This window comes from Agrobacterium sp. CCNWLW32, assembly GCF_037083425.1.
Taxonomy (GTDB): Bacteria; Pseudomonadota; Alphaproteobacteria; order Rhizobiales; family Rhizobiaceae; genus Agrobacterium; species Agrobacterium radiobacter.
In genome coordinates this window covers 13,833-30,325 of record NZ_JBAOJM010000017.1, presented here as the reverse complement: position 1 = coordinate 30,325, position 16,493 = coordinate 13,833, and the positions used below count along the sequence as shown (strand labels likewise).

Here is a 16,493-nt window from a genome sequence, read left to right as displayed (position 1 = left end):
AACCCGGCCGGATATCGTCAATGACCGTACTGAGGTTTGGACGATTTGAGTTGGATACCGCCCAGCGGAAGCTGACCGAATCCGGCAACGTGCTTCAGCTTGGCGGTAAGGCATTCGACATATTAGCCGTACTTGCAACATCGGCGGGGGAAGTGGTCAGCAAGGAAACCTTGCTCGCAGCGGTATGGCCGGATACGACCGTAGAAGAGGGCGCGCTGCGCGTGCACCTGGTCACACTTCGAAAGCTTCTGGGTGATCGGACTAGCGGAAGATACATCGAGAACGTACCGGGTAGAGGTTACGTTTTCGTCATGCCCGTGGAGGGTTCCGGGGTCGGGTCCGTCAATCAGGCTCCTGCCAAACCGCAGGTTCTGCAGCAGAGCTTTCCGCGACTGACCGAACGCCTCATTGGTCGAGACGACTTCGTGGCAGAGACCGCGCAAATGCTCTCGACCAATCGTCTGGTAACGATTTCGGGCGCAGGCGGTGTTGGCAAGACGTCCGTCGCGCTGGCCGCTACCGAAATCATAAGTGCTGCTCGCGAGGTCTTGTTTGTCGATCTCGCCTCGTTAAGTGACGAAAAGCAGATCGCTCCGACTGTGGCGAGCCTGCTCGGACTAAGTGTTGTCATCGACAACGCGGAGCATGCCGTCCTTGAAGCATTGGCCGAACGAAACCTCCTTCTTTTGCTCGACAATTGCGAGCACGTCATTTCCAAAGCGGCTTTCATCGTCGAGGACATTTTGGCGGCCGCGAAGCAGGTGACCGTGCTTGCCACAAGCCGCGAGCCCTTGCGCATTGCCGGGGAAAGGATACGACAGCTACCTTCCCTTCCTGTACCCCCGGAAGACAGCCCCCAATCCTCGCTACTGAAATATCCTGCGGTCGAGCTTTTCGTTGACCGGGTTATGTTGTCGTCCGAACTGGAGGACTTCAACAATCCCGAAACGCTTGCAGCGGCTGCATCTATCGTCCGGCGTCTCGACGGCATCCCTCTGGCTATCGAACTTGCCGCGTCCGGCGTCGCCAACCTCGGACTTGCCCATCTCGTCAGCTCGTTGAGCGACCCGCTCGCGGTTCTGCGACGGGGACGGCGAACAGCGCCTCCAAGGCAGCAAACGCTGAGAGCGACGCTCGATTGGAGCTTTGATGGCCTGACGGACAAGGAACGCCTTCTGTTCGAATATTGCGCGATGTTCGCCAGCGCTTTTTCGACCGAAGCCGCCCAGACGCTCTGTGCGGGCGTAATGCCGGAGGAGGATTTCTACGAGGCTTTTGATGGCCTGTTCCTGAAGTCGCTGTTTTCGGTGAGCGGTGGCGACGGGAAATATCGACTTCTCCAAACAACAAGAAGCTACGCTCTGGACAAGGTCAGGAGAGGATATCAAGCAAGGCTGCTTCATGCGGCCCACGCGGACTATTGCGAAAAGGCGCTTGCTAACGCCGCTCGTGACTGGCCGACGCTGGCGACCGCTGACTGGATGCGGCTGTATTCAGATCTGATCCACGATATCCGAAGTGCGATCCATTGGTCATTCGAGTCAATTGAAACGGCCGAGTCGGGAATGCGCCTTGCTGCCAATTCCAAGATTCTCTGGGTTCAACTTGGATTGATGAACGAGCAGATACAGGTCCTCGACGAAGCCTTGAAACGCGTCCCCGGATCTGCGCACGAGGGAACGGAAACGGAGCTCGACCTCCGGATTTCCAAAGGAAGCGCGCTGTACCACGTTCAGGGATACTCGAAAGACGGCGATGCCCTATACGAAATTGACCGCGGAATCGAAATAGCGGAAGCAATCGGCAATCTAGGCAAGTGTATCCAGGCAAATGCGGCAAGAACGGCCATCCTGTGCTCGCATGGCAGATACCAGGACGCAATCGATGCCGCGCTTGCGCTACGGGACAAGAACCCACAGGTGTCATCGCATGTGTTTAGCGCGATGCTTGGGCACAATTACTTCTTCAACGGGGAGCTCTCTCGCGCGCGCAAGGAAATCGAGGGTTCGCTAGACGATGGCAGCGGGTCGATCAGGAGGACCTCGAATGCCGGACTTGGTTTCGACCAGCGAATCTCGGGCCTGGCGGTCCTGGTGTTCGTAGAATTCCTCGAAGGCAACATGGTCACCGCCATGGATCTCCTCAAGGAGTCGGTACGGGAAGCGGAGGATCTGGGTTACTCGATCGCTTCGTGCCTTCTTCTGATGCTGAGCGCGTTTCCGATGGCTTCGCTTGTGGGACGACATAGCGAGGCAAGTGAATACCTCGACAAAGCAGAAGGCCTGGCGAAACAACAACGACTGATCCGTTGGCAACAGTGGATTTCGTCCTATCGGAATGGGCTGTTTGGCGATGACAATCACGGCGGCCTCGAAAAGGAGCTCTCAGGCGCGGCGGCACTGAGGCTGGAATACTTCGTGGTCATTGCCGGCGAGCGCGCTCGTAAAACCCACATCGAGCGCGCCCTCCAGGGTGATGCGGGTTGGTGCCGTCCGGAGTTGCTTCGCTTGTTGGCAATCGCGGAGTTTCCGACAAATCCAGAGCTCGCGAGGAAGATTGCCGCGGACGCGGTAGCGCTCTCGCGCAAGATGGTGGCGACGTTCTGGGAATTACGTTGTCTGATGGCCGCGTACGAGCTCTCGTCGCGCTCCGATCAACCCGGTATCATCGATGACATCGAGGCGGTAATCGGCAAATTCGAACCAGGAAGCAAGACTATCGATCTCGAAGCGGCGACGGACCTGATACGTTTGGCTCCTTGCCGCAATGGTCTGACGTTGGAGAGCGATTCCGCCTCCTAGTTCGATCCCGACTGCGACCGGGGCGCTATCCATAACCCAACTTAACACTGATTAACTCGCGTAACGGGACATTAATCGGCACTTTCCTCCACACCAACATGGTCGTGATGACAAGGAAAGGATGCCTGATGTCCGTCAAACTCGAGGAAGCCGAAACAAGATATGTCGAGGCCCACGGAGTTCGCTATGCGTACCGTCGGCTAGGCCGTGAGACTGGAACCCCGCTGGTTCTCTTGCAGCATTTCACCGGAACGATGGACTCATGGGATCCGGCTGTAGTGAACGCTCTTGCGGTGGATCGACCCGTAATTGTTTTCAACAACGCAGGGGTCGGAACATCCGGGGGCAAAACGCCCGATACCGTTGACCAGATGACGACGGATGCTGAGAGCTTCATAGCCGCCCTCGGTTATGACAAGGTTGATCTTCTCGGCTTCTCCCTCGGTGGGTTCATCGCACAGCTTATGGCTGCTCGCCCAGCCGTCAAGGTCCGCAAGATCGTACTCGCGGGCACCGCGCCCAAGGGTGGCGAAGAGCACCTGATGCAGGTCGTCGAGGAGGCATTCGCGCGAAATGCCGAGGACGTCCGCCTTCCCCTCTTCTTCACTCCATCGGAACCAAGCCAGGCTGCTGGACAGGCATTCGTCAATCGCGCCGCTGTTCGCACACATCAGCGCGATCCGGAGAGCCCGGATTCCGTCAGCAATCCGCAGGCAGCCTCCATCATCGGATGGTGCGCGGACAAAGACCCTGCCCATAAGTCGTTGAAGGCGATCACACAGCCGACGCTCATCGTACACGGCAGCGACGACACGATGTTCCCCTCCATCAACGCGTACGAGATGTTCAAGAACATGCCGAACGCCACACTCGTTTTATATCCGGACTCTGGTCACGGCGCGCTTTTCCAATATCCCGATACGTTCGTCGCCCACGTCCAGCACTTCCTGAACAGCTAAACAACGCAACCACGGAGACGAAAATGCCTTCCCTCGTCGAGAAAATCATTGCCGCCCATGGCGGCCTGGAAAACTGGAAAAAATACACACGCCTCACGGCGCACCTCAAACAAGGCGGCGTCTTGTGGCCGCTGAAGGGGCATTCCGGCCAGCTTGACGTAACCAACGTCTCGGTCGGCCTCGGCGAGGAGTGGGCTTCCCATGACCCCTTCAGCGCCGAAGGAAAAGTGACGCGGTTTGAGCCGGGTCTGGTCCAGATCAAGGATGCACATGGTAAGGTCCTCGAAGAGCTCAAGGATCCTCGCTCGTCGTTCGCCGGCCACACGCTGGAAACTCCCTGGTCCGACCCGCAGCTCGCCTATTTCGCGGGCATCGCCATGTGGACGTACCTTAACATGCCCTTCCTTCTAACCGCGCCGGGCGTTCAAGCGGAGGAGATCGGCGAGTGGACTGAAAATGGGGAGACTTGGCAGCGTTTGAAGGTCACTTTCCCCGCCAACATTGCTACACACAGCACCGTTCAGACCCTCTACGTCGACGACGCCGGCCTCCTCAAGCGGCATGACTACGACGTCGAGATTGCCGGAAACACGCCTGGTGCTCACTACATCGGCGGCTACAAGGAAGTTCAGGGACTGATGTTCCCGACCGAACGACGCATTTTCCCCAGACAGCCGGACGGCAATTCAATGCCGGAACCGCTCGTCGTATCGATCGATCTTTCGGACATCCATCTTTCGTGAGGTAGCGGGCGCGCGGGCAACCACCCGCGCGCTATGCCGCTTGCAGGGCTCGTTGCCCCGCTTTCCAGGCCAAAATTGCCTGGAATCCTACCGAATAGACCCGAAATGTAGACTGGTTGCGCTCATGAAAGAGTTTACAAAAAACGTGTTGCCGCACGTTCCAGCCTTTCGAAGGTTCGCAAGAGGGCACGCAGCAGACATTGGGTCGGCCGATGCACTTGTGATGATCGCATTGAAAACGCTGAAAGCACGTTGGATGTTCCTCGGTTTCGGTGGCCTCAAGATCGAAGGCTACGGCCTGATCCATAGTCTAGCAGACGACAATGCCGCGATCTCCGACGACGCTGACAGCGAACCGATCCCGGAGAATGACACCGGGATCGCGTGCGCCCTGAGAAGATTGACGACACTCGACCGGAGCATGATCCTGCTCACGTCAGTCGAACAGCTGACTTTCCAGGAAGTCGGGAGCGCCTTGGGCATACCTGACAGCTTCGTAATCAACGAACTCCCTCTCGCGAGAGAGCGATTGAGGGAGTTCGTCGAGATTCCGCTGCGGGCGAGCGCGCGCAGAGGCGCGCATCTCAGGAGCATCAAATAATATGCCGGCCATCACCGAAATCGAGATCCAGCTCTACATCGACCACTGCCTTCCCGAGGAGCGCAAGCACGCCGTCAAAGAATACCTGTATGATGACCTGACGGCCGCACAACGGGTCGGGGCATACGAGCGCCACGCCGATGCGCTCAGGAGAGCACTCTTTCCTGTCGCCGAAATGCCACTTCCTTCGATCTTCGAGCCAGGCGCGCTCGAGACGGAATTGTCGCTGTCGCCTTTGAGGCATCTCAACTCGATCGCCGGCGCAATCCTCGCCGCCCTCATCGCCTACGTTGAATGGGGATGGTGGCGAGTGCTCGAAGAGCAGATAGCCCATTTTCTGATACGCTAGCACAGGGAGTGTACGAAGTCCGTTTCGCGTGCTCCATCGGGCCCGGATTTCGTTTCTCAACAAGAGACGCCTGCTGTCGAGGATAAATGCGTTTCCGCTGGTGGCCTTTACTGTGCCTGCGCTTGCTTCCGTCAAACCGTGACGTCGAGAAACTTCAGCGCCTGATGTATTTGGCTGACGACCGCGGCACCCTCGCCCACTGCTGCCGCTACTCTTTTGGTCGAGCCGGCGCGCACATCTCCGATTGCGAAGATGTTGGGTATGCTCGTCTCCAGAGCGAACGATTGCCGCCCGAGGAAAGACGAGACGTCTTCATCAAACCCTCTGCCTGTAAGCACAAAGCCGTTGTTGTCCGTGTCTATTTTCCCGCCGGTCCAACTCGTATTCGGATCGGCTCCGGCGAACAGGAAGAGGTGGCCGAAATCACAGGCTCTCGTCTGCATCGATTTCTTATGCTGCAGGATGCCTGAGACATTTGGTCCATCGTCCCCGCTGACCGAGACCAGTTCGCAACCCAGATGTATTTCGACGTTGGGCAACGCCGCAATCCGTTCGATGAGATATGATGACATCGTCTCGGAGAGGTCGCGGCGAACGATCATGTGCAGCCGCTTGACGCGTGGGGCGAGGAAAACTACGGCCTGGCCCGCTGAATTTCCGCCCCCGATAAGGGCAACGTCCGAGTTCTCGCAAAGCTTGGCCTCAAGCGCGGAGGCCCAGTACGAAACAGCGGTGTCCTGTATCCTTTGCAAACCACCGATCTCGGGCGTGCGATACCGCGCACCGGAGGCAATCACGAGCGACTTCGCACGAATTGACTGCCCGTCCTCGAGTTTCAAGGATATGGGTGCCGACCGTGCACGAGATATTTCCGGGGCCGTCAGTTCCCTGACCTTTAGCGGCAACGCAACCTCTACCCCGAATTTGAGCGCCTGACTGAAGGCCCGCCCCGCAAGTGCTGCTCCAGAAATTCCGGTCGGGAAACCGAGATAGTTCTCGATACGGGATGAACTGCCCGCCTGCCCGCCGATCGCGCGCTGGTCGATAACAATCGACCGCAGACCTTCGGAGGCCGCATAGACCGAGGTGGCCAGACCTGCAGGCCCCGCTCCCACGATCGCAACGTCGTAAAGGATCTCCGGATCGAGTTCAGGCGTGATACCGAGACATGTCGCTGCCTCTCCCACGGTCGGGTTTCTGAGCACCGTGCCGCTTGGGCAGATCATCAATGGCAGTTCAACCGCCGTTATTCCGAGTCGCTCAACGAGAACGAGCCCATCCTCATCCGACCCGGCATCGAGCACCGTGTGGGGATATCCGTTGCTGGTGAGAAAGCCCTGAAGGCGCATAAGCGAAGGATCAGCTGACGTCCCGACCAGGATCGAGCCGCCTACGCCGGCATCAAGGTAGGCGACGCGCCTTAGGATGTAAGCGCGCATGACAGTCTCGCCGACTTCCGCGGACCCGATGATGAGTGCGCGAAGGTGCGGCGCATCGAAAGCGATAGCCACGCATCCGTCAGGTCCACCCTTAAGTCCTGATAGTGACGGGCGGCCGGATAGCTGGTTTATCTCGCCTGAGATCTGACCTGTCTTGTGTGCGGCGACATCCTGATCGCCGCGAAAACTGTCATGCCGAAACGCATCGATCTGCCCCTCGAGAACCAGAAAGGCTGGCGCGTTCCGCTCGCCGACAGGAAATATCTCCTGGCCGGGCTCGAATGAAAGCGGCCCAGCGCTGGCGAATCTGCGGGCCGTCTCGACCTGCAAAGGCGTCAGTGTTGGAAATCTCTGATAGTCGCGGGAACCGCTATCCATGGTCCGTTCCTTTTGTCTGCACGCAGTGAGGCCGCGCACGAGGTACCAGGCCCTTGAAAGCGCTCGACCAACATTTCAAGCCCGGGACGCGCCCAGGCTTTTCTTCACTCCATCTTGCCGGACGCCGGAGGATCGCTCGCCGGGAAGCTTTCCTGGAGTGCTTCATCGAGAAGCACATCTGCAGGGGATGCAGGCGCGTGTCCCACTACGAGGGTGATATCCGATAACTCCGGCAGAGTTTCGATACCGTCCCGAACAGGCTCTTCGCTGATCTCAAACTTCATGTTCATCGTTTCCGAGCTCCTTTGACCTCAGACGTTTTCTAACAATCACCCGAGAATCGATATTGGACGATCGGGTTCCGCTGGGGAGGACCGATCTTACAATCGTTTCTTGCTCGCCTCCGGCAGTCTTTTCGAGTGTGCCGCACCGACGTTGACCTGCGATGCGCATTTCCGCAACACCACAGGGGGCTTTGATGAAGTACCGCTCGATTCCATTTTCACTTTGGCTCCTCGCTTGCAGCGTCGCTTTGACCTCGGTCGGAGTTGCACAGGAAACAAGTCCCGCGCCCCAGGTCGTCGTGGCCAAGCCAGTGCTGCGCGATGTCGTAGACCGCGATGAATTCATCGGCCGCTTCCAGGCTGCTGAGGAAGTTCAAATCCGGGCGCGCGTTGGCGGCTACTTGCAGGCGATCAACTTCAGGGATGGTCAGCTCGTCAAGGAGGGTGATCAGCTCTTCGAGATAGACCAGCGCCCATTCTTGACGGCACTGAACCAGGCGCGAGCCAACCTCGCTGTTGCCACTGCAGGCCTCACTTATGCGCAGGCGCAATTCGATCGCGTCAATTCTCTGGTGAAATCCGGAAGCCAGACGATATCTACCCTCGACGACCGTCGCCGTGAACTGGATTCAGCACAAGCGAATGTCCAGGGCGCACAGGCGACACTCGATCGTGCGAACCTCGACCTCACATATAGCCGGATCACCGCACCGCTCGGTGGCCGTATCGACCGTCATCAGATTTCGGTGGGCAATCTCGTCCAGGCCGACCAGACGGTACTGACCTCGATCGTCATGTTGGATCCGATCGATTTCTATTTCGACATCGACGAGCGCAGGCTCCTGAACTATGCCGAGACGGCCCGCAAGAACGGTGAAGTCCTGCAGAGTGGCGGCGGCGGATTGAAAGTCTCCGTCACCCTTGGCGACCGGGCCCGCACCAAATTCGAAGGGACCCTGGACTTCGCCGAAAACCGGGTCGATCCCCAGACAGGCACTCTTCGCGCCCGCGCCCGGTTCGCAAATCCGGACTTCGCGTTGCAGCCAGGGCTATTCGGCCGCGTCGAGCTCGAGGGGTCGAACTCCTATCAGGCAGTCCTTATCCCGGACGAGGCTATCAGCTCGGACCAGGACGAGCGCGTCGTCTTCGTTGTCGGGAAGGACAATACGGTCAGCACGAAGGCCATCCGGCCCGGCCCGCGGATATTCGGGTACCGGGTCGTTCGTAGCGGCCTTGACGGAAGCGAATCCATTATCGTGAGAGGCGTCGTGCGTGTGCGCCCCGGCATGAAGGTCGATCCCAAGGAAACAACGCTGCCTTCGGAAAACAAGGACCCCGTTGCCTCTGCACCGGAAAACGCATCTGCATCGGAGGCAGGCCAATGAGGTTCGCCCACTTCTTCATTTCCCGTCCGATCTTCGCTTGCGTCATCTCGCTTGTTCTGATGATTGTCGGAACGATCGCCTATTTCGAGCTTCCGGTCTCACAATATCCCGAGATCGCGCCTCCGACGATCGTCGTAAGGACCTCGTATCCTGGAGCCGACTCTCAGACGATTGCTGACACCGTATCGACGCCGATCGAGCAAGAGGTGAATGGCGTCGAGGGCATGCTTTATATGTCTTCCTATTCGAGCGCAGACGGTGCAATGACGCTTACGATCACGTTCGCCCTGGGAACCGACCTCGATAAAGCTCAGGTTCTCGTGCAGAACCGTGTGGCAGTCGCTCTTCCCCGATTGCCCCAGGAAGTGCAGCGCCTCGGAGTCACCACGACCAAAAGCTCGCCCGACCTCCTCATGGTCGTGCATCTGCTCTCGCCGAATGGCCGATACGACCAGCTATATACGTCCAACTACGCGCGAAACCGCGTCAGGGATGTGCTCGTCCGCCTGCAGGGCGTTGGCGACATCCAGATTTTTGGGGAGCGGCAATATTCCATGCGCATCTGGCTCGATCCGGAGAAGCTGTCTTCATATGGAATGACCGCAACCGACGTCGTGAACGCTCTGCGCGATCAGAACGTCCAGGTTTCCGGCGGCTCGATCGGGGCGCCGCCCACAGCAAGGGAGAACCCGTTCCAATACACCGTGCGCACAGACGGTCGCTTCCAGGATGCTCGACAGTTCCGCTACGTCATCGTGAAGTCAACGCCTGACGGCAGACTCGTAAAACTTGAAGACGTCGCCAGGATCGAGCTCGGTGCGCGTGACTACGTGACGAACTCCTATGTCAACAATCAACCGGCGGTCGGGATGGGTATTTTCGCGCGACCTGGTACGAACGCGCTGCAGACCGCTGCGCAGATCAAATCGATCATGAAAGATCTCTCTGGCCAGTTTCCGCCCGGTCTGGAGTATCGGATCATCTACGACACCACGGCTTTCGTGTCGGATTCGATCAACGAGGTCTATAGGACGATCGGCGAAGCGATCGTGCTTGTCGCCATCGTCGTTCTCATATTCCTGCAGTCCTGGAGAACGGCGATCGTCCCAATCGTCGCGATCCCGGTTTCACTTGTCGGTACTTTCGCCTTCCTGGCGGCATTCGGCATGTCCCTGAACATGCTCACTCTCTTCGGTCTCGTGCTTGCAATCGGTATCGTGGTGGACGACGCGATCGTCGTGGTAGAGAACGTAGAGCGCAATCTCGCGAACGGTATGTCGCCTCGTCGGGCAGCGCACGTTACGATGGATGAAGTGGGTACGGCGGTCATCGCCATATCGCTCGTTCTTATCGCCGTGTTTGTGCCGACGGCCTTCATTCCGGGAATTTCGGGCCAGTTCTACAGGCAATTCGCCGTGACTATCTCGATCGCGACAGCAATTTCTGCACTCAACTCGCTGACCTTGTCTCCGGCCGTTGCAGCGATCGTCCTGCGCCCTCACGATCACTCGGAGACGAAGACGAACCCCGTGACGAAGCTCACGAAATGGTGTGCCGATATCTTCAACCATTGTTTCGACAAACTCAGCTCCGGCTACTCCGCAATCGTCCGGAGTATCGTCAGCTCGAAAACCGGTCTAAGCTGTGCAGTTGTCGTTTTCGTCGCTCTCCTCGGAGCAACCTGGTTCCTCAACACCAAGGTGCCGAGCGGCTTTATTCCGATCATGGACCAGGGTTATGCGATCGTGGTCGTCCAGCTTCCGGAAGGCGCATCCCTCGACCGCACCGATGCGGTGATCAAGAAGGCCGGAAATATCGCCAAGGACACACCTGGTGTCGCCAATGCGGTGCAATTTGCAGGTTTCAGCGGCGCAACCTTCACTAACGCTTCGAACGCTGGCGTGATTTTCACACCATTCAAGCCGTTCGAGGAACGGCTGGCGACCGGGGACACGTCCGAAAAGATCATCCGGGCGCTCTATAAGAACCTGCAGAGCGTCGATGAGGCCTTCATCATTGCCATCCCCCCTCCACCGGTTCAGGGCATCGGCAATTCGGGCGGCTTCAAGATGCAAATTATGGATCAGGACAACTCGAACATGACCCGCATCCTCGGCCTGGCTCAGCAGATGATGGTCGAAGCGAACCGGACGCCAGGTCTCACCGGGGTCTTCACCACCTTCTCGGAATCTAGCCCGGAGTATTTCCTGGATATCGACAGAGACAAGGCGCAGTATCTGAACGTTCCGATCCCCAATATCTTCGACACTCTATCCAGCAATCTGGGCGTCGCCTACGTCAACGACTTCAACGCGTTCGGAAGAGTCTATCAGGTCCGTGCCCAGGCGGACAAACAGTTCCGCCTTGAGCGCGACGATATGCTCGATCTCAAGGTCAAATCCGCAACTGGAGCCCTTGTTCCGTTAGGAACGCTTGCGAACATCAGGGAGACAAGCGGCCCGACGCTTGTCCAGCGCTATAACATGTATGTCTCTGTCCCTCTCCAGGGCAACGCCGCTCCTGGCGTTTCTACGGGCGAGGCGATCGCAAAAATGCAGCAGCTTGCCGCAAAGACGCTACCATCAGGTACGACATACGAGTGGACCGAACTGTCCTATCAGGAAACCCACGCTGGAGGCAGCGCTGTCTACATCTTCGCGCTGTCGGTAGTCTTCGTATTTCTCGCACTGTCCGCACAATATGAGAGCTGGATCCTGCCGGCGGCAATCATCCTCATCGTTCCGCTGGCGGTGCTGGGTGCACTTTTCGGGGTCTATTTGAGGGGAATGGACAACAACATTCTCACGCAGATCGGCTTCGTGGTTCTGATCGGCCTGGCGGCGAAGAACGCCATCCTGATCGTGGAATTCGCGCGCCAGGCGCAAGACGCGGGAAAGACCGCGGTGGAAGCAGCTATCGAAGCCTGCCATCTGCGTCTGCGCCCGATCCTCATGACGGCACTCGCATTTATCTTCGGCGTCTTGCCACTCGCGATCGCCGAGGGTCCAGGAGCCGAGATGCGGCGGTCACTCGGTACCGCCGTGTTCAGCGGCATGATCGGCGTCACGCTATTCGGCCTGTTCCTGACCCCGGTGTTTTACGTGCTGCTACGGTCGCGATATGTGCCGAGGAAGCTCGGCGAGGACGAGTGTGTGCCGGAGACGAGACAGGCGGCTGAGTAACCTTCTCCGATCGAAGCCATCGCGAGCCGAAAGCCGCGGTGGCAATCGCAATATCGCCAATCCATATAGACAAGGTCTGCCGGCGTCACCGATAGGAAGTAACGTCGGCAGTATCGCATTGAAAGCAGCAGGAGTAATCAGGCTATGCGCAGCGTGGGTTTCATTCTCGAGGATGGTTTCCAGGTCATGGGACTGGCGGCGCTCTCCGCGTTCGAATTCGCAAACCAGGAGCTGGGCGAAGAGGCCTATCGGCTGACCGTGATGTCTGAAAAAGGTGGGACGGTCAGATCTTCGCTGAACATCGGCATCCAGACCAGGAAGCTCGAAGAGTATCCCGATACACTAATGGTCGTCGGCGAACTGGTTCCGCGTGCGTCCTCACCGGTACTGCGTCAATACATCGTCAATGCAGCCACGGAATGCAGGCGTATTGCGGGTGTCTGCACAGGAGCCTTCCTCTTGGCAGAGGCGGGCCTGCTGGATGGTCGGCTCGCCACAACCCATTGGGCGCACGCACGCGATCTACAGCGGAAGTTCCCGCAAGTCCATGTCGACGAAGACCGCATCTTCGTTCACGACGAGAATATCTGGACATCAGCCGGAATGAGTGCCGCTATCGACCTGACCTTGGCGCTCATCGAGGATGACTACGGGGCGGCGCTTTCGAAGACGATCGCTCGCAAGCTTGTCGTCTATCACAGGAGGCCCGGCGGGCAGTCCCAGTTCTCCGCTCTTCTCGAGCTGGAACCGCGCTCCGACCGTATCCGAAAAGCACTTGTCTACGCAAAGGAACATCTTCGAAATCCTTTGAGCGTCGAAGAACTCGCGGATACCGCGAATCTGAGCCCTCGTCAGTTCAGCAGGCTGTTCCGTGAAGAAACTGGGCATTCACCAGCAAAAGCCGTCGAGCGACTCCGACTCGAGGCAGCAAAAGCCATGCTCGAAGACGGAACCCATCCCGTCGAAATCGTGGCACGCGACACGGGTTTCGCTGACCGGGACCGCATGCGCCGCGCATTTCTTCGCTCATTCGGACAGCCGCCTCAGGCCGTTCGTCGTACGCTTAAAATGATCGAAGGCGCTGGACTGGAGAAAGTGGAGAGCTGACGTCCTCAGACATGCAGCGCCCCTAAGAGCCTCTTAACGAATGAATGAAGCCATCGCCAATTTCACGATCGACCAATGTCCTAAAATGCTGCTTCCTTGACATTTGAGACGATCGCATTTTGGGACATGATCCTCCAATCGAAACCGAGCCGATACGCCTAGAAATACGCGCGTCTCAACGAACAGGAGCGATCCATGAAAACGACAGGTAACACCATCTTCATTACGGGCGGGACTTCCGGTATCGGCCGCGGGCTGGCGGAAGCCTTCCACAAACTCGGAAACAAGGTCATCGTCGCAGGCCGCCGCAAGGCGTTGCTCGACGAAGTCTCCGCGGCAAATCCGGGAATCGATGGCGTTGAGCTCGACATCAACGACATTGACGACATCCATCGCGTCGCCAGGAAGCTGATCGCCGAGTATCCCAAGCTGAACGTCCTGGTCAATAACGCGGGCATCATGCCGTTCGACGACGCTTCCGGCCTGGTTGACGACGAAGTATCGCGTCGCATTATCGACACGAACCTGCTTGGCCCGATCCGCATGACCTCCGCGCTCGTTGAACACCTGAAGGCGCAGCCCGAAGCGACGATTATCAATAATACGTCGGTACTCGCCTTCGTGCCGCTCGCTTCGAATGCGGTCTATTCAGCGACAAAGGCAGCCCTTCACTCATACTCGCTTTCGCAACGGTTCATGCTTCGCGACACCAATGTGAAGGTCCAGGAAATCGCTCCGCCATGGGTCGATACGGATCTCGTCAAAAAGAGCGGTGATCCGCGCGCGATGCCGCTGGATACTTTCATCGAAAAGACGATGAAGGGTCTCGAGACAGACGCCCCGGAAGTTTACGTCGAGGAAATTGCGGCCCTTCGCGATAACCCGGGGAACAATGAGCACGCCTTCGTCCACGGATTCAATGAATCCTTGGCGGCAAACCCGATCCCAGTCTAAGCCCTCAAAATCGCGGCATTGCTTCCCGGTCAATGGCCGGGAAGCAAATTCCGCGGGGAATCCGTCATGTCAAATCGACTGAAAATCACAGACAACAGGATGTCGGGTGACGGCGTTGTGCAGAATACAGAAACGTCGGCACCGTCCCTGGTCCCAGCCTATTTCCTCGCCCTCGGTACCTTTGCCATCGGCACCGAAGGCTTCATGATCGCGCCTCTCCTACCAACCATCGCCGACGATCTGGGCATGAGTATTTCGACGGCCGCCATTTTGGTCGTTGTATTCACGCTCGTCCTGGCCATCAGCTCGCCGATCACGACCGTCGCGACCGGACGCATGAATCGCCGGGACACGCTGATCGTGGCAATGACGTTGTTCACTGTTGGTAACCTTGCCGCCGCTTTCTCTTCCACCTTCGCCACCCTGCTCGTAGCGCGCGTCCTGATGGCGGTCGCATCGGGTCTTTACGTCCCGAGTGCCAATGCGCTGGCGGGTGCCATAGCCGGTCCGCATAGACGTGGTCGCGCCCTTGCGATTGTCAGCGGCGGGATGACCATCGCGATTGCACTTGGCCTGCCCCTCGGCGCATTGGTCGGCCATGCGTTTGGTTGGCGTGCCACGTTTCTGGCTGTCGCGGTTATGGGCCTCATCGCGATTATCGGCATCTTGACGGGCATACGGCGTCAGGTGGGAGACGGTATGACCGTCGCTAGCCTGTCCGAAAGGGTCAGTGTGATTCGCCAGAAGGCGATCCTGGAGCTACTCGCCGTGACCCTGTTCTGGTCCCTGGGTGCCTATACTGCCTACCCTTACATTGCGCCCTACCTGAAATCCGAACTAGACTTCGGAGTGACCGGCATCGCTGCAACCGTTTCAATGTGGGGTATCGCCGCCGCCATCGGAGTAACCACTGGCGGAGCGCTCAACGACCGGTTCGGCTCACGCAAGGTAGCTACGACTTCGCTGGTCCTTTTGGCACTGTCTTTCCTTGCTCTTGCCGCAGTGACGGGCCTGACGCCATCAACTGCACTGGTTCCGACCCTTGTTGCGATCGCCGTATGGGGTTTCAGTGTCTGGTCCTTTTTCCCGGCACAAATGGCGCGCCTCATCCAGGCCTCGTCGCCGTCCCAGGCGTCGGTATCTCTTTCGTTGAATACGTCAACGATGTATCTCGGCTTCTCAATCGGAAGCGCTATCGGAGCGGCCATCGTTGGTGCCGGCGACATCTGGCTCATCGGAGTGGCAGCAGGTGCGGCTGAAATTGTCGCCCTACTCCTTGACCAGCGCTTCAAGCGCCAAGGGGTTTGAGCACGAACGCCTCTTGAACGCTCGGCGGCGATGTCCGACATCGCCGCCGAATTTCTTCATTTGCGCGTCACGGCATCGGATCAGGATCGTCGATAACAACGAGCCCGCGCCCCTCCGCATTCAGAGCATCCCGTACCGACTGCCGCTCAGATACAAGCTTGAGCAAATTCCTCACGCGAGGAAACTCATCGGTCGGGATCCCGAAATGCCTCGCCCAGCTCCCGATCACGAAAAGATAGGCATCGGCGGCCGTGAAGGTTTCCCCGGTCAGGAACGGTCCTTTGAGGCTCTCGTCGAGGAATCCGAGGCGGCTACGGATACGTTGTAAGACGAGCGTCCGCATTTCCTCGTCGATTGGCCAAAACATCGGTACGAAACTCTTGTGCAGTTCCGCAGCGACGTAGCTCTGCCACTCCATGACGCGGTAGCGCTGCATGGTCCCCGGTTCCGGCATCAGGTCACGACGTCCCGCGAGATCACAGAGGTATTGGGCGATCACGAGGTTCTCGGTCAGCGTCTCGCCGTTGTCCAGTTCCAGTAGTGGTACCATTCCCCGCTGGGCGACCTTCCAGTAGTCGGAGCCATCCGCGCGAACTTTGGCAGTGACATTGATCACCTCCAGGTCGAAAGGTAGACGCGTCTCGCGCAAAAGGATGTGGACGGAGAGCGAGCTTGCTCCAGGATGCGTGTAAAGTTTCATTGGATGATCTCGATTGAGTGGGAGATTAGACAACGGTATAGGGCGTGGAATCTACGCCGCATGATCTTGCCGATGGAATCACGCGGCTTCCGCAGTGGTCCTCGACGAATTCCAGCCGAACTTCGGGCCAGAAAGCGACTGCACTTTGCGACCCGCCAACGACGCGCGGCATCGACCATGTAGTCTCGTGCTGAAGACGGCACCGCCCGCTTTTAGGCAGCTGTAGGTGCCAATTCGCGTGACACATTGCGGTCGGTTTTCGTTTGAGCCAAGAGACGGCGCGCGATCACAGTTGAGCCAACG

At 58.2% G+C, this 16,493-nt stretch carries 13 protein-coding genes; 10 read left to right on the top strand and 3 right to left on the bottom strand.

The window, feature by feature from the left end; all coding sequences use genetic code 11:
• Positions 1-20 precede the first annotated feature (20 nt).
• The 5 genes from V6R85_RS23670 to V6R85_RS23650 all read left to right on the top strand — a co-directional run bounded on the left by V6R85_RS23670 (position 21) and on the right by V6R85_RS23650 (position 5,453).
• Complete coding sequence (locus V6R85_RS23670) at positions 21-2,801, top strand: ATP-binding protein (RefSeq protein WP_336377229.1); 2,781 nt, start codon at positions 21-23, stop codon at positions 2,799-2,801.
• A gap of 128 nt (positions 2,802-2,929) precedes the next feature.
• Positions 2,930-3,760, top strand: a complete 831-nt coding sequence (locus V6R85_RS23665; protein WP_111791590.1) for an alpha/beta fold hydrolase — start codon at positions 2,930-2,932, stop codon at positions 3,758-3,760.
• Positions 3,761-3,783: 23 nt separating this feature from the next.
• The gene (locus tag V6R85_RS23660; protein ID WP_045534734.1) at positions 3,784-4,503 is read left to right on the top strand and encodes a hypothetical protein; all 720 of its coding nucleotides are present in this window, start codon (positions 3,784-3,786) and stop codon (positions 4,501-4,503) included.
• Positions 4,504-4,627: 124 nt separating this feature from the next.
• Positions 4,628-5,104, top strand: a complete 477-nt coding sequence (locus V6R85_RS23655) for a hypothetical protein (RefSeq protein WP_045534731.1) — start codon at positions 4,628-4,630, stop codon at positions 5,102-5,104.
• 1 nt (position 5,105) lies between these two features.
• Positions 5,106-5,453 (top strand): anti-sigma factor family protein, encoded by a 348-nt coding sequence (locus V6R85_RS23650; RefSeq protein WP_045534729.1) that lies wholly within the window; start codon positions 5,106-5,108, stop codon positions 5,451-5,453.
• Positions 5,454-5,584: 131 nt separating this feature from the next.
• Here V6R85_RS23650 and V6R85_RS23645 read toward each other — a convergent pair whose 3' ends face one another.
• The gene (locus V6R85_RS23645; protein WP_045534727.1) at positions 5,585-7,270 is read right to left on the bottom strand and encodes an FAD-dependent oxidoreductase; all 1,686 of its coding nucleotides are present in this window, start codon (positions 7,268-7,270) and stop codon (positions 5,585-5,587) included.
• A 104-nt stretch (positions 7,271-7,374) separates the two neighbouring features.
• Positions 7,375-7,560, bottom strand: a complete 186-nt coding sequence (locus V6R85_RS23640) for a hypothetical protein (protein WP_111791589.1) — start codon at positions 7,558-7,560, stop codon at positions 7,375-7,377.
• Positions 7,561-7,748: 188 nt separating this feature from the next.
• On the opposite strand from V6R85_RS23640, the gene V6R85_RS23635 reads away from it, so the two are divergent.
• From V6R85_RS23635 to V6R85_RS23615, 5 genes are all read left to right on the top strand, one after another.
• Positions 7,749-8,939: an efflux RND transporter periplasmic adaptor subunit gene (locus tag V6R85_RS23635; RefSeq protein ID WP_045534723.1), complete on the top strand. Its 1,191-nt coding sequence runs from the start codon at positions 7,749-7,751 to the stop codon at positions 8,937-8,939.
• Complete coding sequence (locus tag V6R85_RS23630) at positions 8,936-12,121, top strand: efflux RND transporter permease subunit (protein WP_111791587.1); 3,186 nt, start codon at positions 8,936-8,938, stop codon at positions 12,119-12,121. Before V6R85_RS23635 ends, V6R85_RS23630 begins: the two co-directional genes overlap by 4 nt.
• Before the next feature lie 144 nt (positions 12,122-12,265).
• Entirely contained in the window at positions 12,266-13,228 is a 963-nt protein-coding gene (locus V6R85_RS23625; RefSeq protein WP_045534719.1) for a GlxA family transcriptional regulator, read from the top strand.
• Between the two features lie 195 nt (positions 13,229-13,423).
• Entirely contained in the window at positions 13,424-14,182 is a 759-nt protein-coding gene (locus tag V6R85_RS23620) for an SDR family oxidoreductase (RefSeq protein WP_045534717.1), read from the top strand.
• Between the two features lie 66 nt (positions 14,183-14,248).
• Complete coding sequence (locus V6R85_RS23615; RefSeq protein WP_236760344.1) at positions 14,249-15,490, top strand: MFS transporter; 1,242 nt, start codon at positions 14,249-14,251, stop codon at positions 15,488-15,490.
• A 67-nt stretch (positions 15,491-15,557) separates the two neighbouring features.
• On the opposite strand, the gene V6R85_RS23610 is transcribed toward V6R85_RS23615, so the two are convergent.
• The gene (locus V6R85_RS23610) at positions 15,558-16,190 is read right to left on the bottom strand and encodes a glutathione S-transferase N-terminal domain-containing protein (RefSeq protein WP_045534713.1); all 633 of its coding nucleotides are present in this window, start codon (positions 16,188-16,190) and stop codon (positions 15,558-15,560) included.
• Between the last annotated feature and the right edge of the window lie 303 nt (positions 16,191-16,493).